General features: G+C 49.6%; 21 protein-coding genes and 1 tRNA gene. 16 read left to right on the top strand and 6 right to left on the bottom strand.

The genetic code is table 11. The features are described from left to right. Positions 1 to 44 precede the first annotated feature (44 nt). The 9 genes from odhB (at position 45) to JNC80_RS03875 (ending at position 8,322) form a co-directional block, all read left to right on the top strand. Positions 45 to 1,286 carry a 2-oxoglutarate dehydrogenase complex dihydrolipoyllysine-residue succinyltransferase gene (gene odhB, locus JNC80_RS03915; RefSeq protein ID WP_376709554.1) on the top strand — a complete coding sequence of 414 codons (1,242 nt, stop codon included), beginning with the start codon at positions 45 to 47 and terminating at the stop codon, positions 1,284 to 1,286. A 99-nt stretch (positions 1,287 to 1,385) separates the two neighbouring features. Continuing rightward, positions 1,386 to 2,045: a LysE family translocator gene (locus tag JNC80_RS03910; RefSeq protein WP_376709553.1), complete on the top strand. Its 660-nt coding sequence runs from the start codon at positions 1,386 to 1,388 to the stop codon at positions 2,043 to 2,045. A gap of 62 nt (positions 2,046 to 2,107) precedes the next feature. Continuing rightward, positions 2,108 to 2,641 (top strand): hypothetical protein, encoded by a 534-nt coding sequence (locus tag JNC80_RS03905; RefSeq protein ID WP_075653903.1) that lies wholly within the window; start codon positions 2,108 to 2,110, stop codon positions 2,639 to 2,641. Positions 2,642 to 2,713: 72 nt separating this feature from the next. Continuing rightward, positions 2,714 to 4,120, top strand: a complete 1,407-nt coding sequence (lpdA, locus tag JNC80_RS03900; RefSeq protein ID WP_151158856.1) for a dihydrolipoyl dehydrogenase — start codon at positions 2,714 to 2,716, stop codon at positions 4,118 to 4,120. A 154-nt stretch (positions 4,121 to 4,274) separates the two neighbouring features. Further along, positions 4,275 to 4,502, top strand: a complete 228-nt coding sequence (locus JNC80_RS03895; RefSeq protein ID WP_376709552.1) for a hypothetical protein — start codon at positions 4,275 to 4,277, stop codon at positions 4,500 to 4,502. Continuing rightward, positions 4,492 to 5,427: a site-specific tyrosine recombinase XerD gene (gene xerD / locus JNC80_RS03890; protein ID WP_376709551.1), complete on the top strand. Its 936-nt coding sequence runs from the start codon at positions 4,492 to 4,494 to the stop codon at positions 5,425 to 5,427. Before JNC80_RS03895 ends, xerD begins: the two co-directional genes overlap by 11 nt. A gap of 134 nt (positions 5,428 to 5,561) precedes the next feature. After that, positions 5,562 to 6,515: an acetyl-CoA carboxylase carboxyltransferase subunit alpha gene (locus JNC80_RS03885; RefSeq protein ID WP_376709550.1), complete on the top strand. Its 954-nt coding sequence runs from the start codon at positions 5,562 to 5,564 to the stop codon at positions 6,513 to 6,515. Positions 6,516 to 6,857: 342 nt separating this feature from the next. Next, positions 6,858 to 8,087, top strand: coding sequence for a hypothetical protein (locus JNC80_RS03880; protein ID WP_225685459.1), 1,230 nt, complete (start codon positions 6,858 to 6,860; stop codon positions 8,085 to 8,087). Position 8,088: 1 nt separating this feature from the next. Beyond that, complete coding sequence (locus tag JNC80_RS03875) at positions 8,089 to 8,322, top strand: sulfurtransferase TusA family protein (protein WP_022709333.1); 234 nt, start codon at positions 8,089 to 8,091, stop codon at positions 8,320 to 8,322. A gap of 110 nt (positions 8,323 to 8,432) precedes the next feature. On the opposite strand, the gene JNC80_RS03870 is transcribed toward JNC80_RS03875, so the two are convergent. Both JNC80_RS03870 and JNC80_RS03865 read right to left on the bottom strand, forming a co-directional pair. Beyond that, the gene (locus JNC80_RS03870) at positions 8,433 to 9,602 is read right to left on the bottom strand and encodes a CobW family GTP-binding protein (RefSeq protein WP_376709549.1); all 1,170 of its coding nucleotides are present in this window, start codon (positions 9,600 to 9,602) and stop codon (positions 8,433 to 8,435) included. 1 nt (position 9,603) lies between these two features. Then, positions 9,604 to 10,686, bottom strand: coding sequence for a D-alanyl-D-alanine carboxypeptidase family protein (locus JNC80_RS03865; RefSeq protein WP_151158998.1), 1,083 nt, complete (start codon positions 10,684 to 10,686; stop codon positions 9,604 to 9,606). 425 nt (positions 10,687 to 11,111) lie between these two features. On the opposite strand from JNC80_RS03865, the gene JNC80_RS03860 reads away from it, so the two are divergent. From JNC80_RS03860 to holA, 7 genes are all read left to right on the top strand, one after another. Then, positions 11,112 to 12,308, top strand: coding sequence for a M20 aminoacylase family protein (locus tag JNC80_RS03860; protein WP_376709547.1), 1,197 nt, complete (start codon positions 11,112 to 11,114; stop codon positions 12,306 to 12,308). Between the two features lie 152 nt (positions 12,309 to 12,460). Further along, a tRNA-Arg gene (locus JNC80_RS03855) sits at positions 12,461 to 12,537 on the top strand. A gap of 85 nt (positions 12,538 to 12,622) precedes the next feature. After that, complete coding sequence (locus JNC80_RS03850; RefSeq protein ID WP_376709546.1) at positions 12,623 to 13,750, top strand: NAD(P)-binding domain-containing protein; 1,128 nt, start codon at positions 12,623 to 12,625, stop codon at positions 13,748 to 13,750. A 221-nt stretch (positions 13,751 to 13,971) separates the two neighbouring features. After that, positions 13,972 to 14,940 carry an ABC transporter substrate-binding protein gene (locus JNC80_RS03845; RefSeq protein WP_075653910.1) on the top strand — a complete coding sequence of 323 codons (969 nt, stop codon included), beginning with the start codon at positions 13,972 to 13,974 and terminating at the stop codon, positions 14,938 to 14,940. Between the two features lie 348 nt (positions 14,941 to 15,288). Continuing rightward, a complete protein-coding gene (locus tag JNC80_RS03840) occupies positions 15,289 to 16,170 on the top strand; it encodes an ABC transporter permease (protein WP_022709105.1) in 882 nt (293 codons plus the stop codon). After that, positions 16,167 to 16,961, top strand: coding sequence for an ABC transporter ATP-binding protein (locus JNC80_RS03835; RefSeq protein ID WP_022709106.1), 795 nt, complete (start codon positions 16,167 to 16,169; stop codon positions 16,959 to 16,961). The genes JNC80_RS03840 and JNC80_RS03835 overlap by 4 nt, the downstream gene beginning before the upstream one ends. 108 nt (positions 16,962 to 17,069) lie before the next feature. Beyond that, on the top strand, positions 17,070 to 18,116 hold the full coding sequence (holA, locus tag JNC80_RS03830) for a DNA polymerase III subunit delta (RefSeq protein WP_376709545.1): 1,047 nt from the start codon (positions 17,070 to 17,072) through the stop codon (positions 18,114 to 18,116). A gap of 59 nt (positions 18,117 to 18,175) precedes the next feature. On the opposite strand, the gene JNC80_RS03825 is transcribed toward holA, so the two are convergent. Genes JNC80_RS03825 through mnmG form a run of 4 tightly spaced genes read right to left on the bottom strand, consistent with a single transcriptional unit; the run spans position 18,176 to position 22,485 of the window. Further along, entirely contained in the window at positions 18,176 to 19,054 is an 879-nt protein-coding gene (locus JNC80_RS03825) for a ParB/RepB/Spo0J family partition protein (RefSeq protein WP_075653913.1), read from the bottom strand. A gap of 51 nt (positions 19,055 to 19,105) precedes the next feature. Continuing rightward, a complete protein-coding gene (locus JNC80_RS03820) occupies positions 19,106 to 19,906 on the bottom strand; it encodes a ParA family protein (protein WP_022709109.1) in 801 nt (266 codons plus the stop codon). 54 nt (positions 19,907 to 19,960) lie between these two features. Beyond that, the gene (rsmG, locus tag JNC80_RS03815; protein ID WP_376709544.1) at positions 19,961 to 20,593 is read right to left on the bottom strand and encodes a 16S rRNA (guanine(527)-N(7))-methyltransferase RsmG; all 633 of its coding nucleotides are present in this window, start codon (positions 20,591 to 20,593) and stop codon (positions 19,961 to 19,963) included. Beyond that, a complete protein-coding gene (gene mnmG, locus JNC80_RS03810; protein ID WP_376709643.1) occupies positions 20,590 to 22,485 on the bottom strand; it encodes a tRNA uridine-5-carboxymethylaminomethyl(34) synthesis enzyme MnmG in 1,896 nt (631 codons plus the stop codon). Before mnmG ends, rsmG begins: the two co-directional genes overlap by 4 nt. Between the last annotated feature and the right edge of the window lie 79 nt (positions 22,486 to 22,564).

The following is a 22,564-nucleotide window of genomic DNA, read 5'->3' as shown; positions in this document are numbered from 1 at the left end:
GGGTCGCCTATCATTCAGATTAAAGATCCAGGGAAGATAAAACCATGGCAACCGAAATCCGCGTTCCCACCCTCGGGGAATCCGTCACAGAGGCAACCATCGGCAAATGGCTCAAAAAAGTCGGCGACGCTATCGTTGCTGATGAACCATTGGTTGAACTGGAAACCGACAAGGTTTCTATCGAAGTTCCTGCGCCTGTTTCCGGCGTTCTGACAGAAATCACCGCTCAGGAAGGTGACAATGTTGGTCTCGATGCCCTGCTCGGCCAGATTGATGCATCGGGCGCAGCTGCTGCTCCTCAAGCCAAACCTGCTGCTGCTGCGCCAGCCGCTGCACCTGTAGCCGCTGCTGCTCCTGCTGCAACTGCTTCTTCTTCCATGCCTGCGGCAGCTTCTTCTATGCCTGCGGCGCCGGCAGCTGCCAAGCTGATGGCTGAAGCCGGCCTGAACAGCGATCAGGTTGACGGTTCCGGCAAGCGTGGTCAGGTTCTTAAAGGTGATGTTCTTGCAGCGCTTGCAAAAGGCACTGCACCTGCAGCCGTCGCACCTGCTGCTGCTGCTCGTCCGGCCTCCCCTGCCGGTGATGCACCACGCGAAGAACGCGTGAAAATGACCCGTCTGCGTCAGACCATTGCACGTCGTCTGAAAGATGCTCAGAACACTGCAGCCATGCTGACCACTTATAACGAAGTGGATATGAGCGCGGTTATGGATCTGCGTTCACGCTACAAAGATATCTTCGAGAAGAAGCACGGCGTTAAGCTCGGCTTCATGGGTTTCTTCACCAAAGCTGTGACCCATGCTCTGAAAGAAATCCCTGCTGTTAATGCCGAAATCGACGGCACAGACATCATCTACAAGAACTTTGCTCACGTCGGCGTTGCTGTCGGTACTGACAAGGGTCTCGTGGTTCCTGTTGTGCGCGATGCCGACCAGATGTCGATTGCTGAAATCGAAAAAGAAATCGGTCGTCTCGGCCGTGCAGCCCGTGACGGTCAGCTTTCCATGGCTGATATGCAGGGCGGCACATTCACCATCTCCAATGGTGGTGTATATGGTTCCCTGATGTCTTCCCCGATCCTGAACGCACCGCAGTCCGGTATTCTCGGCATGCACAAAATTCAGGAACGTCCGGTTGTTGTCGGCGGTCAGATCGTTATCCGTCCGATGATGTATCTGGCTCTGTCCTACGATCACCGTATCGTAGACGGCAAAGAAGCTGTGACCTTCCTCGTTCGCGTTAAGGACAGCCTGGAAGATCCGGAACGTCTGGTTCTCGACCTGTAATAAACTGACTAAGAGCGCTGTCTCCCGACAGCGCTCTTTTCAACTGCATCTTTTCTGAGCCCTGCGGCTCTTTCTTTTTCTGATCTCACGGAGCCTCTCATGCAGTATGTGATCGAATTCACCGGTCTGATGGCGGTATTCGTGATCCTGCTCGTAGCACCCGGTGCGGATTTCGCGCTGATTGTGCGTCAGAGCATTGTGCATGGCCGCTGTGCAGCCTTCATCACCAGTCTTGGCATCGGCGCATCGCTGATGTTCCACATTTCCTATACGATCCTCGGTATCGGCCTGATCGTATCCCAGTCTCTGTTTCTGTTTTCGCTGATTAAATGGGCGGGTGCTGCCTATTTGTTTTATCTCGGCATCAAGGCGCTGCGGGAAAAACCGCTCAATGCAGCCGATGCAGATAAAATTCTTCAGACAGACGGCGAAGCTGCTCAACCACAACAAAAAGCAATTTCGGCCAAGCGCTGCTTTACTATGGGTTTCATCACCAATGCGCTGAACCCGAAAGCCGTGTTGTTTTTCCTCTCCTTGTTCTCATCCCTTGTCAGCCATGAAACACCGGCTGCAATTCAGGGTATTTACGGGATTCTGATCGCAATCGTCGTCATCGGCTGGTTTGCAATTGTGACTTTGTTCTTTACGCTGGAACCCGTGCGTAAACGCTTTTTCGCTCTGGGTGCATGGTTTAATCGCGTGACCGGTATGGTATTTATCGGATTAGGAATTAAGCTGGCCAGTCAGCAAGCCCATTAGAACTACGGATCGTGCTCAGGCCGATGCTGTAAATCAGAATTGACAAGCCCGGTGAGGGAACAATGCCTATCAAATCAGCCATTTTCAAAAAGACTATTGCCTGTCTCGCAAGCTGTACGATTCTGCTGACCGCCACTGCTGCTGCCTCAGCCGCCTGTATGCAGAACCGCGCCGCCTATTCCGACAAAGACCAGAATTACACACTGACTTTCAGCCCTGTTCAAAAAGATGATGAGCAGTCAGGCAACAGTTTCACCATCATTGCCAATGACAAACCTGAATTCAAATTACAGGGCACTGTGCAATGGACAGACGGTGCAGCCCGCCCGACAGCCATGATCACCTATAATTGTGCGGGTGACGATAATGCTGAAGATGAAATTGATGACTGCACAATCTGGCAGGGCGTAGTATATGCGCTTAAAGATGGTGCAGATGCAGAGTTTCTGCCCCGCAATGATGAACCGGCTGCCGCAGCAATCCTCCTGCCGGATTTTGTCAGTATGCTGGACAGTTATGATTTTGGAACGGCCAAACCGGCCGAGCCGCTGAACTGGGAAGTGTTTCGCTTTAAAGCCTGCACACCCGAAGAATAAAAGATCGACCCTTGTCTTCATGCAGAAATCCCCTGCCTGAACGGACTTAAAAAGAGTTAAAAGGATTAAGCAATGTCTTATGATGTCGTTGTTATCGGTACCGGCCCTGGCGGTTATGTTGCAGCTATCAAAGCTGCCCAGCTCGGCCTGAAAGTTGCCGTTGTTGAAAAACGCAGCACTTTCGGCGGCACCTGCCTCAATGTCGGCTGTATCCCTTCAAAGGCATTGCTGCACGCTTCTGAAGTTTTTGCTGAAGCCGGTCATTCTTTCGACGCGCTCGGCGTTGAAGTGAGCGCACCGAAGCTGAACCTCGAAAAAATGCTGGCGCACAAAGTAACAACTGTTAAAGCCAACACCAGCGGCGTTGAATTCCTGTTCAAGAAGAACAAGATCGAAGCTTTCACCGGTTTTGGTAAAGTTGTTGCTGCAGGCAAAGTTTCTGTGACTGCTGAAGACGGTTCTGTCAAAGAACTCGAAACCAAAAACATCATCATCGCCACCGGTTCTGATGTTGCCGGTATTCCGGGCGTTAATGTTGATATTGACGAGAAAGTCATTGTTTCTTCAACCGGCGCGCTGGAGTTCACCAAAGTGCCTGAAACTCTGGTTGTTGTCGGCGGCGGCGTGATCGGTCTGGAACTCGGTTCCGTATGGTCGCGTCTGGGCGCCAAAGTGACTGTTGTTGAATATCTCGACAAGATCCTCGGCGGCATGGATGGCGAAGTTTCCAAGCAGTTCCAGCGTATGCTGGCTAAACAGGGCATTGATTTCAAACTCAGCGCCAAAGTGACTGCAGTTGAAAAATCCGGCAATGGCGCCAAGGTGACTTTCGAACCTGTTAAAGGCGGCGATGCAGTGACACTTGAAGCTGAAGCTGTTCTGATTTCGACCGGCCGTCGCCCTTACACAGATGGTTTGGGTCTGGCCGAAGCCGGTGTTGCTGTTGATGAACGCGGCCGCGTTGCGATCAACGATCATTGGCAGACCAATGTTGCCGGCATTTATGCAATCGGCGACGTGGTTAAAGGCCCGATGCTGGCGCACAAAGCCGAAGATGAAGGCGTTGCCGTTGCAGAAATCATCGCCGGTCAGAAAGGCCACGTCAATTTTGATGTGATCCCGAGCGTTGTTTACACCCAGCCGGAAGTTGCTTCTGTCGGCAAAACCGAAGAAGAACTGAAAGCTGCCGGTATTGAATATAAAGTCGGCAAATTCCCGTTCACAGCCAATGGCCGTGCTCGTGCTATGCAGCACACAGACGGTTTTGTGAAAATTCTGGCTGACAAAGCTACAGACAAAGTTCTCGGTGCGCATATCCTCGGCTACAATGCCGGTGAAATGATCCACGAACTGACCGTTCTGATGGAGTTTGGCGGTTCTTCCGAAGATCTGGCCCGTACCTGCCACGCACATCCGACCATGTCGGAAGCTGTTCGTGAATCGGCAATGGCCACTTACGATAAGCCGATCCATATGTAATTGGTCAGATATAATCTGCGGATTATACAGAATGCGAGGCCCGGTTTTTACCGGGCCTTTTCTTTTTCCTGTCGAATTTGGTTAGGCTTTATTGAGATTATCAGGGCACAATGGCACCAAATATCTTTGTCACTGTGAAAGCACTATTACCCTTATGCCGACCCTCACCCGCCTGATTATCCTTCTGGCTCTGATTTCTGCCTGTATTTACGGGCTGATGCTGGTACTTGTGAAAACGGTCAGTCCGGTGACATCAGAGATTATTGTTCGCGTACCGGCACATAAAATGGTGCAGCAACCGCGCGATACAGCACCTGTCAGCCCTGCCCCTGTGCCATCGCCCTATACAGAGGGTGAACCGGAGGCTGAAGATGCAGAATAATCTCTCAACAGATGCTGCAATCGACTCGTTTCTGGAAATGATGAGTGCGGAACGGGGTGCCGCCGAGAATACGCTGGAATCCTATCGCCGCGATCTGGAAACCGCTGCGGAATTTATGGCAGGCCGCAAAACCGGACTGGTTTCAGCCAATTCCGTCGATATTAAAGCCTGCCTTGATGAGATGAATATTCAAGGCTTCGCTTCCACTTCACAGGCACGCCGCCTCTCCTCTTTGCGGCAATTTTTCCGCTTTCTCTATACTGAAGGCATGCGCAGCGACGATCCGACCGGTATCATCGATGCGCCGAAGAAAAATCAGGCACTGCCTAAAATTATGAGCGAAGACACAGTTTCAAGGCTGCTGGCGCAGGCTGAAACAGAAGCGCAGCCCCAGGAAGATATGAGCGGCTACTTCAACGCCGTGCGTCTGCATGCGTTGTTGGAACTGCTCTATGCCACCGGTATGCGTGTCAGCGAGCTTGTAGGATTGCCGGAAAAAACCATCCGCAGCAATCAACGCTTTCTGCTGGTGCGCGGTAAAGGTGCCAAGGAACGCATGGTGCCGCTCTCGGTCAAAGCGCAGAATGTCCTGCAGCTTTATGTGGGTCTGCGTGACAGAGTACCGGAATGGCAGGATAGTCCCTGGCTGTTTCCTGCCCGCTCAGAAAGCGGTTATCTGGCACGGCAGGTCTTTGCCCGTGATCTGAAAGCACTGGCAGCGCGTGCCGGTATTGCAGCGGCTGCGGTTTCTCCCCATGTGCTGCGTCACGCCTTTGCCAGTCATCTTTTGCAAAATGGTGCAGATTTACGTGCCGTTCAGCAATTATTAGGCCATTCGGACATTTCTACGACACAAATTTATACCCATATGCTGGAAGAAAGACTGCATCAGCTCGTTGCAACGCATCATCCGCTTGCCGATTGACGCTATGAAGTTTAAGAGAAACATATTCGGCAGATAGATTTTTCTGTCAGACAATCTATATAGGACAGATGAAACCCTCTCTCAGACCTTAATGTCTGATGGTTTTAGTCTCCGGAGCGTAATAGTCAGGTCATATGTATAATTACCTTGATTTCGAAAAACCCGTCGCAGATCTCGATGGTCAGATCCTCGAACTGAAAAAGCTGGCGCAGGAAAGCGGCAGTGTCGAGATGAGTGATGAGATACGGCGCCTTGAAAAGCGCTCTAGCGACGCGCTGAAAGATATTTACCGTAAACTCACCCCTTGGCAGAAAGTGCAGATCGCCCGTCATCCGGACCGTCCGCATTGTCTGGATTATGTGAACCGCTTGTTTACAGAATTCACGCCGCTGGCCGGTGACCGTAACTTTGCCGAAGATCAGGCCATTCAGGCCGGTTTTGCGCGTTTTAACGGTCAGGCTGTTGCGGTGCTCGGTCAGGAAAAAGGCAATGACACCAAGACCCGCCTGAAACATAATTTCGGTTCCCCGCGTCCCGAAGGTTATCGTAAAGCCATCCGTATCATGGAATTGGCTGACCGTTTCAAACTGCCGGTAATCACATTCATTGATACTGCCGGTGCCTATCCGGGTGTGAGTGCGGAAGAGCGCGGTCAGGCAGAAGCCATTGCCCGCTCGCTGGAAATGAGCCTGAAACTGCGTGTACCGGTTATCACGGTTGTAATCGGTGAAGGCGGTTCCGGTGGTGCGATTGCGATTGCTGTCGCTAACCGCGTTTACATGCTCGAACATGCAATCTATTCGGTGATCTCACCGGAAGGTGCTGCTTCTATTCTGTGGCGTGATTCGACCCGTGCCAAAGATGCAGCCACCAATATGCGCATCACAGCGCAGGATCTGCTTGAGCTGAAAATCATTGATAATATTATTCCTGAGCCTCTCGGCGGCGCACATCGCGGTAAAAATGCGATTATCGATGCTGCAGGCGAAGTGATTGCAACAGCGCTGAAATCTCTTGAAGGCATGGACGGCGAAACACTGAAACAGGAACGTCGTCAGAAATATCTGGCCATGGGTCGTAATCTCTGATTGTGATTTCAACCACTTATTCCACATAAAGGCCGCGCAACCAGCGCGGCCTTTATGTTTTAAGAGCATTTCCGGCAAAAGTGCTAAGCCGTTTTACGTTGGACAATGTGCTTAACAAAAAAAGAGAGCTGTTCCGGCAATTCAGCCGTCACAGGAACTGCTCTAAGGCATATGGTCAATACGGGTCATTTGTTGTAAATATTGCCCGATGCTAAGTTAATAACACTTTATCAATCATACTGACCGATACTACGGGACAAACTGATTGCGGCTGAAAATTTGCCTTTTTGCTATTTCAGGATATTTTGTTCCAACTCTTGCCTAATATTGCCGGTGACACTCATGAAACTCAGAACTGCAATTTTTGCTTCACTGATCGCAACCGTAGCACTTGCCGGTTGTCAGGGTTCAGTCTTTGATGGTGTCGGCGCTAAAGCAGAGCGTGAGCTGCCTTCCAAAGTTCTGGCTAAAATCAAAGCCAAGGGCATGAACAAGACATCGCCGGTTATGGCGCGTATCTTCAAGGAAGAAGGCGTTCTGGAAGTCTGGAAACAGAAAACCAACGGCCGCTATGACATGGTTGCGTCCTATGAGATCTGCAAATGGTCAGGCAAGCTCGGTCCTAAATATGTAGAGGGTGACCGTCAGGCACCGGAAGGTTTCTATTCGGTTTCTGCTGCGCAGATGAACCCGAACTCCCAATATTACCTGTCGTTCAATCTCGGCTTTCCGAATGCCTATGACCGTGCCAATGGCCGTACCGGTCAGCATTTGATGGTGCATGGCGCTTGTTCTTCTGCCGGTTGCTATTCCATGACTGACGAAAGCATGTCTGAAATTTATGCTTTCGGACGCGATGCCTTTAAGGGCGGTCAGCGCGATTTTCAGGTTCAGGCCTATCCGTTCCGTATGACAGCCGCCAATATGGCGCGCTATAAGAATGATCCGAATTATCAGTTCTGGACCATGCTTAAAGAAGGCTATGACCAGTTCGAAATTACAAAAGTACCGCCGAAAGTCGATGTTTGTGGCAAGCGTTACGTCTTTAATCAGAATTTCCCGGGACAGCAGGGACTTTCGGCTTCTGCCGCCTGCCCGCCAATGTCGCAGCCGGATTCAATCCAGTCTGCTTATTCCAGCTATCAGAAAACCTATGATGCAGCTTTTTCGAGCGCGCTGAATAAATCATCGAAAAAACAGCCTGCGCCTTCAATCATGGGTGTTCAGGAAGCAAAACTGGTATCTGACTGGAGTGCACGTCGCGCACGTGGTGAGAAAGTATCCCGCACGCCGCCATCCTTAAGCCCTGCCTCTTCCGAGACACCGGGCGCGCCGGATACTGCAGCACCGACAGCGATCGCTCAGACACCTGTAACAGCACCTGCTGCAACCTCGGTTGCAGCTAATGTACCGGCAGCCCAGCCTGTTCTGGATCAGAATGCAACCGCTTCTGTTCCTGTGCCGAACAACAATCCGGCAGCAGCAGCCGTTGTTGCCCCTCAGGTAACACCGGATATGCCGGCGGCAACAGCTGAGAAGAAATCTCTCTGGAACCGGCTGACCGGCCAATAAAATGACCGCTGAAGCTGAAGTTTTTTATGATTTTAAGGGGCTGCAATGCCCCTTACCTGTTTTGAAAACCCGTAAAAAATTGCAAGACTTGTCTGCCGGTGACCGGATCAGGATTGAAACCACTGATCCGCTTTCCCCACTCGATATTGCCCATTTCTGCCAGTCAGAAGGGCATATTCTGCTGGAACAGCAGAATGAGGGTCGGGTTTTTCATTTTCTGATACAAAAGGGCTAAAGCATTTCACAGTCAAGTTGGATCAACTTGACGCCCGTGATAATGCGACCAAATAAAGAATCTAGAGCGAGCACTATGATCCAATCTGGACGTAAACCGCTCTAAGACTTTTAGCCCTTCATGGAAAAACCGGGAATTGCCAGCGGATTATCAGTCAGCGCCTGTGCATCAGCCTGATCAATACGCGGCTTGCCTAAAAACGCATCAAACAGATCACGTATATAAGCCTCATCCAGATCTTTGGTAATCAGAACCAGACGTGTCTGATATTTGCTGTCCTGTAATTCCAGCGGCCAGCTTTTCAGGCGCACAGGCGGATGCAAAATCTGCTGCACACCGTGAATAACCAGCGGTCGTTCAGCATCTTCAGCAACAGCGATAATCCCTTTCATGCGCAGTAACTTGTCGCCGTGGGTAGAGCGCAGCAAATCCAGAAACATTTCAATGGCTGCGAAAGGTACCGGCGCATCATGTTTCAGCGAGAATGAACGGATTGTCTCATCGTGATGATGATGATGATGATGATGTCCATGTTCACCGTGATGATGGCCGGAACAGCCTGCACCATGTATTTCACAAACGTGGTCGTGATGGTCATGATGGTCGTCATAACTGTCTGCTTTCAGCCAGTTCTGCACGTCCGGTGTCTTGCCTGCCGGATTGTACAGGCCGCAATCAAACAAAGCTGCATAACCGATATCGTCTGCAACATTGTCATAGATTTCGGCTGCCGGATTAAGGTTTCTGATCCGCGTCTTTAAAGCTGCAAGCTGTGCTGTATCGGCAAGATCAGATTTGGTCAGAACAATCCGGTCGGCAACAGCGACCTGTTTCACGGCCTCGATATGGGCATCCAATGTCGCCATACCATTCACAGCATCAACTGCGGTAATCACACCGTCCAGTTTCAGAACCTGCATTAAAACCGGATGCCCCATCAGCGCCTGCAATACCGGCACCGGATCAGCCAGACCGGTTGTCTCGATGACAATGCGCTGCAAGGCATTGATTTTGCCCGTCTGCACCCGTTCAATCAGATCCGCCAGCGTATCCACCAACTCACCGCGAACGGTGCAGCAGAGGCAACCATCTGCAAGCTGGATAACCCCGTCAGCCGTCTGCTCAACAAGCAGATGATCTATACTGACATCACCAAATTCATTGATGATAACCGCCGTATCCTGCAAGGCAGGATCCTTCAGCAGCCGGTTGAGCAATGTGGTTTTTCCTGCTCCCAGAAAACCTGTGAGCACAGAAACGCTGATAGGTTTGAAGGACATGTTAATTCACTGCTGTTGTCAGATTACCGCGCATAGGACGCTGTAGCGGAATCGGCACTTGTGAAATATGCAGCACGCCGCCGGCCTGCACTTCCGGTGCTTTGGCAACCAGTCCTACAGGAACCGCAACCGGTTCACGGGTCATCGCCGTAATATAAGGCGAATTGATTTTCAAACGGCCTTCCACATCACGTCCGTCCCAGCGGTCCGACATAGCCTGCTGGCTGCAAATCTGCGCCCGCAAATCTGTGGCCTGATTATTATTGCTGCCATAAGGCACAAGGCTGGCAAGCGTTGCACCGCCGCCGCCACGGGTAGCAAACCCATTTTGCAGCAATTCCGCAGCCTGCACAGCGCGGTCTTCCTGTTTGGCAGCCCCCAGCACAACAGCAACAATTGTACGGCCGTTTCGGGTTGCAGAGCCGGCGAGGTTAAATCCGGAAGCGCAGATGAAGCCGGTTTTCATACCGTCAGCGCCGTTAAACCGGCCGAGCAGAATATTGTAATTGGCCTGAACTTTTTTGCCCTCACCCGGATCAATCGCTTCCGTATTAAAGTAATGGGCATATTCAGGAAATTCACGACGCAGCTGCGCGGCAAGCAAAGCCATATCGCGCGCGGTCGAATAATTGTTCGGATCAGGCAGACCATGCGGATTGGTAAAGTTTGAACCGAACATGCCAATGCGTCTTGCCTCGGCATTCATCATTTTTGCAAATCCGGCTTTGCTGCCGCCAACGGATTCAGCCACTGCAACGGACACGTCATTGGCGGATTTCACCATCATGATTTTCAAAGCACTGTCCAGTGTCATTACCGAACCGGCCTTATAGCCCATTTTGCTCGGCGGTTCTTTTGTCGCTGCAACAGACATACGCACCGGCGATTCCAGTGTTTTCTGACCGGAGCGCAAAGCGCGGAACACCACATAGGCTGACATCATTTTGGTCAGCGATGCCGGATACCAGCGTTTAAAAGCATCATTATGCGCCAATACCTTACCGGTAGACACATCAACAGCCATATAGGGATTGGCTTGCGCCACTGAAACAGCCTGCGAAATTGCAAGGCATGAGACAGTCATTGCCAGAACAGATTGTTTTAAAATATTCGGGATCATGGGATGACCACCTTTCAAGGCGTAATATTCGGTATTCAGATATCCGGAACTATATCCTGCTTCACCGCAGATCAGAACCTGCATTTGTTTCGTCAGGTCTTCAAACGGTATAAAGCGGCAAAAATCCGGTCATCAGAAAAAATGCCTGCACATTTTTCTTAAGTAAACTTTTCTACCTCAGACACCGCATAAAAGGCAAAGACCGATTGGCGAAATTTTATAAAACACACTATGTTATCTGAGAGCGTTGTGTTTTACCCACACCCGCTCATAGTGTGTATAATTTTATTGCATCATTACTGTGACGAGTGATTTCAGTTTTATGCAGTCCACATACCGCCTCGCTCATAATGCCTCGGAGGAGAGGCACACAGGTTTGGAGAACAGAAATGCCGCTTTTAGATCGCGCCGCACAATTAAAACAGGAAGTCAGCCTGTGGCGCAGACATTTACACAGCAAACCGGAATTACTCTATGACGTGCATGAAACTGCGGCATTTGTAGAAAAAAAACTGCGTGAATTCGGCTGTGATGAAGTTGTGACCGGTATCGGACGCACCGGTGTTGTCGGCGTCATTAAAGGCAAAAAAGGTGCGGGTCAGGCAATCGGTCTGCGTGCGGATATGGATGCATTACCGCTAACCGAAACCGGCACACCGGAATGGGTTTCGCAAAATCCGGGTAAGGCACATTCCTGCGGCCATGACGGCCACACCTCCATGCTGCTCGGTGCTGCAAAAATTCTCTGCGAGACCCGTGATTTCTACGGCGAAGTCATCGTCATTTTCCAGCCTGCCGAAGAAGGCGGTGCCGGTGGTCTGGCCATGGTCAAAGACGGTATGATGGAGCGCTTCAATATTGTTGAAGTTTACGGCATGCATAATATGCCGGGCATTCCTGTCGGTGAACTAGCCGTTTGCAAAGGCCCGATCATGGCCGCGACTGATGAATTTACCATCACCATCAACGGCAAAGGCGGCCATGCCGCACAGCCGCATCGCAACATTGATCCGATCGTTATCGGCTCCCAGCTGGTCACCGCATTGCAGAGCATTGTTTCACGTGGATCAAACCCGCTGGATTCACTGGTAATCTCGGTCACCAAATTTAATGCCGGTGAAGCTTATAATATTATTCCGGAAAAAGCCGTGCTCGCGGGCACAGTACGCAGCCTCACAAAGCACAACCGTGCATTTGCCGAGCAGCGTATGCGTGCCCATTGTGAAGCCTTTGGTCTGCTCAACAATATCAAGATCGATCTTGATTTTAAAAACAACTATCCGGTGACATTCAACCATTCCGGCCAGACAGAAATCGCCGCCGATGTTGCTGACAAGGTCAGTATCAATGGTCCGATCACCCGTGAAGTTGAACCGATGATGGGTGGCGAAGATTTCTCCTATATGCTCGAAGCGCGTCCGGGTTGCTATATTTTCCTCGGCAATGGCGAGAGCGCAAACCTGCATCATCCGGCCTATGATTTCAACGATGATGCCCTGCCCTATGGCATGAGCTACTGGGTTGAGCTTGCACAATATCGTCTCAAAGACGCGCAGCTAGCGCCGGCTGAGAAAATCGCAGCCTGATCTCAGACTGCAAATTAAACAGGTTTCTGTTCAGCGAAGAGGCATAATCCCCTCTTCGCTTTTTTATTTCTCATCAAACTATTCCGGTATTTTCTGCCCTGCCTGCCCTTGGCTTACGGTCAAAAAATCAGTATGTGTGCACCATACTATCCGGTCCCGTAGCTCAGTAGGATAGAGCGACAGATTCCTAATCTGTAGGCCACTGGTTCGAATCCAGTCGGGATCACCATTTCTCTCTCCCCCTACCAACCGCTTGTATGAACGGAACAAAAACCTAAGTAAGGTTTAGTTGTTCGATAAAGCGGATTCTGGCTATGAATGATAATCAAGAGACTGTAACAAAACCGGCACTGCATATGGCCTTTAAAACCGATATTCTCATTATTGGTGCCGGACAAGCCGGTCTGTCTTCTGCCTATCATTTACAAAAACTTGGCCTGCAGGCGGGCCGCAATTTTATCATTCTCGATAAATCGCCCGATGCCGGCGGCGCATGGCAATATCGCTGGCCTACCCTCACACTCAGCACAGTAAACCGGATTCATGACCTTCCGGGCATGTCTTTCGCAGATGTTTTGGAGCCGGAAGTATCAGAGGTCAAAGCATCCATTGCTGTTCCCCGATATTATGCGGCCTATGAAAAGAAGTTTCATTTGCCGGTTTACAGACCGGTGAGCGTCAATGTTGTTTGTGAGCGTAATGAACGTTTTCGTATTGAAACCGATCGGGAAACTTTCACTGCCCGCGGTTTAATCAATGCCACCGGCACCTGGGAGACACCGGTCATACCGCATTATACCGGTGCTGAACTTTTCAAAGGACAGCAGCTTCATACCCGCGATTATCAGACAGCTGAAGCATTCACCGGTAAACATGTTGTCATTGTCGGTGGCGGTATTTCCGCTCTGCAGCTGCTTGATGAAATTTCACAGGTCACCACAACAACATGGGTAACCCGCAGCGAACCGCAATTTCGTGAAACACCATTTACAGAAGAAGATGGCCGAGCAGCTGTGGCTATTGTCGAAGATCGTGTCCGCCGCGGTTTGATACCCGGCTCTGTTGTTTCTGTAACCGGTATTCCCCTTACCCCTGCTTTGCGTGCTGCCCGTGAACGTGGCGCATTAAACCGCCTGCCAATGTTCAGTGAGATAACAGAAACAGGTATCCGTTGGGCAGACGGCACAGAACAACGTGCCGATGTCATCTTATGGTGTACCGGTTTCCGCAGTTCCCTCGATCATCTGGCGCCATTACAAATCCGCGAAGCCAATGGCGGTATTATTATGGGCGGCAGACTGGCAACAGAAGTTGTCAAAGATCCGCGCATACATCTGGTTGGTTATGGACCATCGGCATCAACCATCGGGGCTAATCGCGCAGGCGCTGCGGCAGCTAAAGAGCTGAGCGAATATCTCGAGCTGAATAAACAATATGCATAACGGATTTTGATTTCGTGAAACCTGTAAATCATAAAAAACACCGTTAAGTTTTTGCTAACCACGATGATTCACGTGAAACAACTATGCTTTTACCGCCACGCCTGCCGGTAAGAATAGCGCTAAAGTGTCCGCCTCTTGACTATCCCATATGATGCGCGTTGACCTCTCTCCGAGAACTGATTATTCGTTTTGATCGGGACGCGGAACAGAGGGAGATTTTCATGCGTACACTTTTCCTGGCTTTGCTGTCGACAGCTATGGCCACAACAATGATTGCTGCACCGGCAAATGCCAAAGATGTCAGTGTTGCTGTCACAGCAATTGTTGAACATCCGGCTCTTGATGCTGCCCGCGACGGTGTAAAAGATGCACTGGCCGCAGCCGGTTTTAAAGAAGGTGAAAATCTGAAATTCACCTATCAGTCTGCTCAGGGCAATCCTGCGACAGCTGCTCAGATCGCCCGTCAGTTCATCGGTGAAGCACCGGATGTAATTGTACCGATCTCCACACCATCTGCGCAGGCCGTGGTTTCCGGCACCCGTGATATTCCGGTTGTGTTTACTGCCGTGTCTGATCCGGTTGGCGCACAACTTGTTAAAAGCATGGAAAAGCCTGGCGGCAATGTCACCGGTCTGTCCGATCTTTCACCGGTTGCTGATCACATCAAACTGATCAAAGAAGTTGCTCCGAATGTAAAGACCATCGGCTTCCTTTATAATTCCGGTGAGGCCAATTCGATTTCGCTTCTCGAAGGCCTGAAAGTTGCGGCTAAAGAAGGTGGTCTGGAAGTGGTTGAATCAGCTGCAACCAAATCGGCTGAAGTTCAGGGCGCAGCCCGCGCTTTGATCGGTAAAGCAGACCTGATTTATATCCCGACCGACAACACTATTATTTCTGCGCTTGAAGGTGCGGTCAGTGTTGCAGAAGAAGCCAAGATTCCTCTGATGACTGCCGATACAGATTCCGTCAGCCGCGGTGCTTTCATCGCTCTCGGTTTCAACTATTATGATGTTGGCAAGCAGACCGGTGAAGTTGTTGTCCGTATTCTGAAGGGCGAAAAGCCAGGTGATATTCCGGTGAAAGTTGCCGCCGGTACAGATCTGGTTGTCAATCTGGTTGCAGCAAAGAAAATGGGTATTGAAATCCCGCAGGCTGTGGTCGACCGCGCAAGCAAAGTCATCAAAGAATAATCTATATTCTAGAGCGCCGTGTGCCAGACTTGGCACACAAAACTCGCTCTAACACTTTAAAATTAGAGCATAATTTTACCTTAAACTGATTCAAGTTTAAGGAATTATGCTCTAGCCGGTAAAGCTGCTTTACCGGTTTTTCATCATCCGGATATTCGGGTTCAATTTTTAAGACCTCAATATCCGGATCATCTCCTTTGTATCTTTTAAATCCGGCACAGACCGCAAAACAAAAGATACTCAGATTTCAACAGGCAGGCTGCCCCGTATTATCAGACGGTCAAAACAGAACTGTGATTGACCCGTTTGAGAGTGCCGGCCGTCTGCACAAGCCGAAGGAACATTATTGTGAGTCTGATCGCTTTTTGGGGTGCGGTCGAATTAGGTCTGGTCTTTTCATTTGTAGCCCTCGGCGTATATCTGTCGTTTCGTGTGCTTGATTTTCCAGATCTGACTGTGGATGGTTCCTTTCCACTCGGCGCCGCTGTTACTGCTGTTTTAATTATTGCCGGTGTTAATCCGTGGCTTGCCGCGCTGATTGCCATGATGGCAGGCGCTGTTGCCGGACTTGTAACCGCAACATTGAATATCCGTTTCGGCATCCTTAATCTTCTGGCCTCCATCCTTACCATGACTGCGCTTTTCTCAGTCAATCTGCGTGTGATGGGCAAGCCGAACGTCGCTCTGATTAATCAGGATACAATGATCTCACCTTTTTATGGGTTAGGTGTTCCTGAATATTATGTGCGTCCGCTTTTTGTTGGCGTTCTTGTTATCATCGCCGCCCTGCTCATCTGGCGTTTTCTGGAAAGCAATATCGGCCTTGCCATGCGTGCAACCGGTACCAATGCGCGTATGGCACGCGCACAGGGCGTGAAAACCGATCGTCAGATTTATCTCGGCATGGCTATGTCCAATGCTCTGGTTGCTCTTGGCGGCGCATTATTTGCCCAGACAAACGGCTTTGCAGATGTCACCTCCGGTGTCGGTACAATTGTTGTCGGTCTTGCCGCGGTGATTATCGGTGAAACATTATTCCGCACGCGCTTTTTGCTTTGGGCGCTGATCGGCTGTATCATTGGTTCCATACTTTATCGTATCGCCATCCAGCTGGCGCTGAGCAGTGATTTCATCGGGCTCAAAGCGTCTGACCTTAATCTGGCAACAGCCGTACTGGTCACACTGGCACTCATTCTGCCACGCCTTCGTCGCGGAGGAGCTTCCAAATGATTGAAGTCTCAAATCTTGGTGTTGTGTTCGGACGTGGCACACCACTGCAGAAACAGGCACTTTCCGGCATCAATCTTAAGATTGAAGAAGGTACATTTGTTACTGTAATCGGTTCCAATGGTGCGGGTAAATCAACCCTGCTCGGTGCCCTCGCCGGTGATGTTCAGGCCTCTGAAGGAAAAATCCTGATCGGTAATAAAGATGTCACCAAACAATCGACCGCTGACCGTGCCTCCATGGTTGCACGTGTGTTTCAGGATCCCCTGACCGGCAGCTGCGGTGCATTGTCGATTGAAGAGAACCTTGCCCTCGCAGCCATGCGCGGTCAAAAGCGTGGCCTGTCCCATGCGCTTAATCATAAGCGTCGTGAACTGTTCCGCGAACGCATTGCAGGGCTTAATCTCGGTCTGGAAAACCGTGTGCAGGATCGTATGGATCTGCTCTCCGGTGGTCAGCGTCAGGCACTGTCTCTCATCATGGCCACCCTGACAAAATCAGAAGTCTTGCTGCTTGATGAACATACGGCTGCGCTTGATCCGGGCATGGCAGATTTCATCATGAAACTCACAGCCAAACTTGTCAGTGAAAATAAGCTGACGACGATGATGGTGACCCACTCCATGCAGCAGGCACTTGATTACGGTACCCGTACAATCATGCTGCATGGCGGTAATATCATTCTCGATGTTTCCGGCGATGAGCGTAAGAACCTTACCGTTAAAGACCTGATTGATATGTTCAAAAAAGTACGCGGTGAAACACTGGATGATGATGCATTGCTGATCCAATAAATAGCTCTGTCATCTGAAACTTGAAAATGCCGCGCTCATCCCGCGGCATTTTTATTTGAAAGCTGAAACACGGATTTCACTTTAGCTGCCTTTGTTGTAAGCAGACTTATGGCACAGAAAAAAGCACATGAAGTTGACGGGTTTCTCGCACGTCCGGCTCAAACCGGAACGGTAGTCTTGCTCTATGGTCCCGACAAAGGTCTTGTTAGTGAGCGCGGCGCAAAATTCGCTAAATTGACCGGCCTGCCTCTCGATGATCCGTTTGCGGTTTTACGGATTGAAGCGGATGAAATAGACAAAGACCCTGCCCGCCTGATCGATGAAGCCAGAACAATTTCCATGTTCGGCGGAGATCGTCTGATCTGGATTAAAAATGCTTCGGCACAAAAAAATCTGGCTGAGGCCGTTAAAAACCTAATTTCAGAACCACCTCAGGACACCTATATTCTGGTTGAGGCCGGTGATCTGAAAAAAGGTGCAGCACTGCGCACCAATGTGGAAAACGGCTCCACAGCCATGGCTCTGCCCTGCTATAGCGATGATGCGCGCGGCATTGACGGTTTGATCGACGATGTGTTGCAAGCCAATCATTTGCAAATTTCCAATGATGCCCGTCAGTTTCTGCGCCTGAGCCTTGGCGGTGACCGTCTGGCCACACGCGGTGAACTTGAAAAGCTTTGCCTTTATGCGCGTGGCCAGCAGCGTATTGAGCTTGAAGATGTGCGGGAATCTGTCGGCGATGTCGCCGCTCTTTCTCAGGATGAGGTGATCGACGCTGTTCTGATCGGTGATCTGTCAAAGTTCAACATTGCCTTTGACCGCGTAGTCAATACCGGCACTCACCCTTTCCTGCTCGTCAATTCGGCTATCCGCCAGTTCAGCCAATTACAGACATTGCGCTATGCTATGGAAACAGGAAATGTACCAGCAGGACTTGTTGTCAATTCTGCAAAACCACCGATTTTCTTCGCCCGTAAAAAGCTGGTTGAGACGGCTTTAGGACTTTGGAGCGTTGCAGCGCTCAACAAGGTGACTGACAGGCTTCAGCGCACAGTTCTTGAAAGCCGACAGAATTCGGCACTTTCAACTGCAATCATCAGACAGGCTTTTATTGCTCTGACAGTAGAAGCAATAAGAAATAAACAAAGACGTTGATTTTATCATAATAAAAAAAGCCGGTACTCAGACCGGCTTTTCTTTTATTTTTTAGTAAATCAGCTTTGCAAGCGGCGGCAAATTTCATCCAATTGTTCAAGAGAACTATAACGGATGCGAACTTCACCACCACGATCACGATGATTAATTTCAACTTTCATACCGGTTACATCAGAAAGCAGTTTTTCCAATGCCCGAGTATCAGCATCTTTTTCAACCGGCGCACGTTCCGGCTTAACCGCCGGAATACCCTTGCTCTCAGCCTGAGACAGAGCCTCAACCTGACGGACTGACAGACCTTCTTTGACGATGCGTTCTGCAACAGCCTGAGGATTTTCCATTGTAATCAGTGTGCGCGCATGACCGGCAGTCAAAGCACCATCATTGATCAGTCCCTGCACTTCTGTCGGTAGCTTAAGAAGACGCAACGTATTTGCAACATGACTGCGGCTCTTACCGATAACCTGCGCCAGATCGGCCTGCGTGTAATCATGTTCATCAATCAGTAGCTGATAACCCATTGCTTCTTCAACAGGGTTCAGATCAGCACGCTGAACGTTTTCGATAATTGCCAGCTCAAGAGCAACGCGATCATCCACATCGCGCATAATAACCGGAATTTCGGTTAATCCGGCACGCTGTGCCGCACGCCAGCGGCGTTCACCGGCAATCAGCTCAAAATGCTCGCGATTTTCCGGTGCCGGACGCACGACAATTGGCTGTACAATGCCATGCTCACGAATGGACTGTGCCAGATCTTCCAGCTCAGCTTCCGTAAAAATGCGACGCGGGTTGCGCGGATTACGGCTTACAAATTCAATAGGCACATAACGTTCAAGCGGAACCGGTGCCTTGCGTTCTTCCACAGGCCGGTCGATATCCCCAATCAGAGCTGCCAGACCGCGACCAAGACGCTTTTTTGAAGGATCATCGTTCATCAGTTGAATGCTTTCTGCAAATTGTTACGTAGTCGAATCGAATAGTCAGTTTCATGCTGCGGTACGAAGCTGGCGTTCCCGCTGGATTACTTCGGATGCCAGTTGAAGATAAGCCTGACTTCCCGCGCATTTCAGATCATAAAGAATAGCCGGTTTACCATGAGACGGTGCCTCCGATACCCGCACGTTGCGCGGAATAACAGTCCGGTAAACCTTCTCGCCCATAAAGGCGCGCACGTCATCAACAACCTGATTGGCCAGATTGTTTCGGCTGTCATACATGGTCAGCACAACCCCCTGAATCGACAATTCAGGATTAAGTGAATTGCGCACCTGATTGACAGTTTCGAGCAACTGGCTCAGACCTTCCAGAGCAAAAAACTCACATTGCAACGGCACCAGAACAGAGTCTGCGGCAGCCATTGCATTCAATGTCAGAAGATTGAGTGACGGCGGACAATCAATCAGAATATAGCTGAAATGATCGGCAATACCTGAATCAAAGCGCAGTGCATCACGCAAACGTCTGGTTCTGTCCGGCGCATGGGAAATTTCCATTTCAATACCGAGCAAATCCAGCGTCGATGCAACCAGATAAAGATTTGGTACATCAGTCGCAATTGCTGCATCCGGCACAGAAGCATTCTGCGTCAGCACATCATAAGATGACAATGGACGATTTTTACGGTCTACTCCAAGTCCGGTACTGGCATTGCCCTGCGGATCGAGATCAACAATCAATACATTTTCACCGATTGCAGCCAAAGCAGTCGCCAGATTAATAGCCGTTGTGGTTTTTCCCACACCGCCTTTCTGGTTCGCGATCGTTATAATCCGTGTTCTGTTATTCATAATAATTGTCCCGAATAACTTCCGTTTTCAATGCTCATTCAATGTCATTGCCATTCAACGGCGTTGTAAATTACTGATTTCCAGAATGACTGAATCCGCTTCTATTGCGCTTCCATGTCGTACAAGGTCAAATTTCCAGTTCAGCAGGCTTTCATCAATTTCACGCTGATAGTCCCGCCCTTTTTGAAACAAAGCCTTAGCACCTTTTACCATCCAGGGTTCTGTCAGTTCAAACAGCTTGTCCAGCGAAGCCAAGGCTCTGGCAGTGATGATTTCCGGAACCTGAACTTGCTGATAACAGCTTTCGATTCTGGCATTCACAACCTGTCCGCGCGTCTGGAACTGAGCCAATGCATTTCTCAAAAACGCTGATTTCTTACTATTACTCTCAACCAGTCTTATTGAACCGCCGGTTTCTTTCAGCAGTATTGCCAAAACCACACCTGGGAAACCGCCGCCTGACCCCAAATCCAGCCACTGTTTTGCTTGAGGTGCCAGTTTAAAAAGCTGAACACTATCAAGAATGTGTCGTTCCCACAGTGTTTCCAGTGTATTCGGCGAAGCCAGATTGATTGCTTTGGACCATTTTTTGAACAGCGTTTCAAAACCAATCAAATCATCGGCTGTTTCACGTGAAACAGATGGGTATATTTGTTTCAGTGAATCAAAATATTTATCTTTTGTCATGCTGGTTTTGCCAAATCACCCGAAATATCCTGTGCAATACCATGTCTGCGGATATGTGTTATCAACAATGCGATCGCAGCAGGCGTCATCCCCTCAATTCTTTGCGCTTCTGCAATATTTGAAGGCTTACGCTTCTCAAGCTTTTGCTTCAATTCAAGGGAAAGACCAGAAATTGTCGAGAATTGGATTGATAGTGGTATAATCAACTGCTCTTCACGTTCCATCACGGCAATATCCGCTGTCTGACGATCCAGATAAACGGAATATTGCGCTTCAATTTCCAAAGCTTCTTTTGTCGCCGAAGACAAGCCAGAAAGCTCCGGCCAGACTTCTGTGAGACGCTCGAGATTAATATCCGGATAGGAAAGCAGATCATAAAGCGTGCGGCGAATCCCATCTTTGTTGAGATTCAAACCAAAACCAGCCGCAGCATTCGGTGTAATAGACAAGGATTGAGCAAGCTCCCTTGCCTGATCCAGCTCTTGTTTTCTGTCATTAAAGCGTGTTTGTCGTGCTGAACCAATAAGTCCCCAGTTTTCACCCAAAGGCGTCAAACGACTGTCGGCATTATCTGCACGAAGTGAAAGTCTGAACTCTGCACGCGATGTAAACATGCGATATGGTTCACTAACACCACGCGCTGTCAGATCATCAATCATCACACCGATATAGGCTTCTGTACGCTGAAGAATAACCGGCTCACTACCACCGGCATGTCTGGAAGCGTTCAAACCAGCAAGTAAGCCTTGTGCTCCGGCCTCTTCATAACCGGTTGTACCATTAATCTGGCCAGCTAAGAACAGACCTTTAACCCGACGAGTTTCAAGGCTGCGCTGCAATTCGCGCGGATCAATAAAGTCATATTCAATAGCATAGCCTGGCTGCAGCATTTTCGCATACTCCAATCCGGGTATGGTTTTCAAAATATCAAGCTGCACATCTTCCGGCAGGCTAGTCGAAATACCATTCGGATAAACAGTATCATCATCAAGACCTTCCGGTTCAAGAAAAATCTGATGCCCGTCACGATCGCCAAATTTGACGATTTTATCCTCAATCGACGGACAATAACGAGGGCCAATGCCTTCAATATTCCCTGAATACATTGCCGAGCGATGGATGTTATCGCGTATCAATTGATGCGTCGCATCCGTTGTCCGTGTAATTCCGCAATCAATTTGTGGTACTGTGATCTTATCCGTCATCATTGAAAACGGAACCGGATCTTCATCTGCTGATTGTTTATCCAGACTTGCCCAGTCAATCGTCTTGCCATCAATACGGCAAGGCGTACCGGTTTTCAAACGACCTAAAGCAAAGCCAAGACCAATCAAACGTTCAGATAGTCCCAGTGCCGGTTTTTCACCCATGCGTCCAGCAGGGATAGTTTTCTCACCAATATGAATAAGGCCATTCAAGAATGTTCCGCTTGTCAGCACTACAGATGCACAATTGATAATGGTGCCATCCATGAGTTGAACAGCTTTGACTACACCATTTTCAACAAGAATATCTGCTGCACCACCTTCAATGACCGTCAGGTTTTGCTGTTCTTTTATGAAGCTCTGAATAGCCAGACGATATAATTTGCGATCCGCCTGAGTGCGCGGCCCACGAACAGCAGGACCTTTACGACGGTTCAACAAACGAAACTGAATACCTGCCTGATCGGCAGCTTTACCCATCAAACCATCAAGTGCATCAATTTCACGGACAAGCTGTCCCTTTCCTAATCCACCAATAGCTGGATTACAGGACATAACACCGATCGTATCAAAATGATGCGTTACTAAAGCAGTTTTAGCGCCGGTTCTTGCTGATGCTGCGGCAGCTTCTGTGCCGGCATGACCACCACCAATAACAATGACGTCGTAAAAACCTGTCATAATCATATCCAAAACTTGTTTGGTTTCACGTGAATCATCATTCTCATGTTCTCTCTGAAAAGGGAACACATAACTCAAGAGTGTA

Source organism: Pseudochrobactrum lubricantis (assembly GCF_041929865.1).
In the GTDB taxonomy this organism is placed as follows: Bacteria; Pseudomonadota; Alphaproteobacteria; order Rhizobiales; family Rhizobiaceae; genus Pseudochrobactrum; species Pseudochrobactrum saccharolyticum.
Note: the sequence above shows the minus strand (reverse complement) of the source record. Positions and strands in the feature narration are given on the sequence as shown.

Excerpts from the sequence above, each read along its gene's own strand:
- mnmG (WP_376709643.1), bottom strand. The coding sequence starts at position 22,485 with ATGATTATGACAGGTTTTTACGACGTCATTGTTATTGGTGGTGGTCAT.
- JNC80_RS03825 (WP_075653913.1), bottom strand. The coding sequence starts at position 19,054 with ATGAACGATGATCCTTCAAAAAAGCGTCTTGGTCGCGGTCTGGCAGCT.
- JNC80_RS03905 (WP_075653903.1), top strand. The coding sequence starts at position 2,108 with ATGCCTATCAAATCAGCCATTTTCAAAAAGACTATTGCCTGTCTCGCA.
- JNC80_RS03865 (WP_151158998.1), bottom strand. The coding sequence starts at position 10,686 with ATGACTGTCTCATGCCTTGCAATTTCGCAGGCTGTTTCAGTGGCGCAA.
- JNC80_RS03845 (WP_075653910.1), top strand. The coding sequence starts at position 13,972 with ATGCGTACACTTTTCCTGGCTTTGCTGTCGACAGCTATGGCCACAACA.
- JNC80_RS03895 (WP_376709552.1), top strand. The coding sequence starts at position 4,275 with ATGCCGACCCTCACCCGCCTGATTATCCTTCTGGCTCTGATTTCTGCC.
- JNC80_RS03850 (WP_376709546.1), top strand. The coding sequence starts at position 12,623 with ATGAATGATAATCAAGAGACTGTAACAAAACCGGCACTGCATATGGCC.
- JNC80_RS03820 (WP_022709109.1), bottom strand. The coding sequence starts at position 19,906 with ATGAATAACAGAACACGGATTATAACGATCGCGAACCAGAAAGGCGGT.
- JNC80_RS03910 (WP_376709553.1), top strand. The coding sequence starts at position 1,386 with ATGCAGTATGTGATCGAATTCACCGGTCTGATGGCGGTATTCGTGATC.
- holA (WP_376709545.1), top strand. The coding sequence starts at position 17,070 with ATGGCACAGAAAAAAGCACATGAAGTTGACGGGTTTCTCGCACGTCCG.
- rsmG (WP_376709544.1), bottom strand. The coding sequence starts at position 20,593 with ATGACAAAAGATAAATATTTTGATTCACTGAAACAAATATACCCATCT.
- JNC80_RS03880 (WP_225685459.1), top strand. The coding sequence starts at position 6,858 with ATGAAACTCAGAACTGCAATTTTTGCTTCACTGATCGCAACCGTAGCA.
- JNC80_RS03870 (WP_376709549.1), bottom strand. The coding sequence starts at position 9,602 with ATGTCCTTCAAACCTATCAGCGTTTCTGTGCTCACAGGTTTTCTGGGA.
- JNC80_RS03835 (WP_022709106.1), top strand. The coding sequence starts at position 16,167 with ATGATTGAAGTCTCAAATCTTGGTGTTGTGTTCGGACGTGGCACACCA.
- odhB (WP_376709554.1), top strand. The coding sequence starts at position 45 with ATGGCAACCGAAATCCGCGTTCCCACCCTCGGGGAATCCGTCACAGAG.
- JNC80_RS03885 (WP_376709550.1), top strand. The coding sequence starts at position 5,562 with ATGTATAATTACCTTGATTTCGAAAAACCCGTCGCAGATCTCGATGGT.
- lpdA (WP_151158856.1), top strand. The coding sequence starts at position 2,714 with ATGTCTTATGATGTCGTTGTTATCGGTACCGGCCCTGGCGGTTATGTT.
- xerD (WP_376709551.1), top strand. The coding sequence starts at position 4,492 with ATGCAGAATAATCTCTCAACAGATGCTGCAATCGACTCGTTTCTGGAA.
- JNC80_RS03875 (WP_022709333.1), top strand. The coding sequence starts at position 8,089 with ATGACCGCTGAAGCTGAAGTTTTTTATGATTTTAAGGGGCTGCAATGC.
- JNC80_RS03860 (WP_376709547.1), top strand. The coding sequence starts at position 11,112 with ATGCCGCTTTTAGATCGCGCCGCACAATTAAAACAGGAAGTCAGCCTG.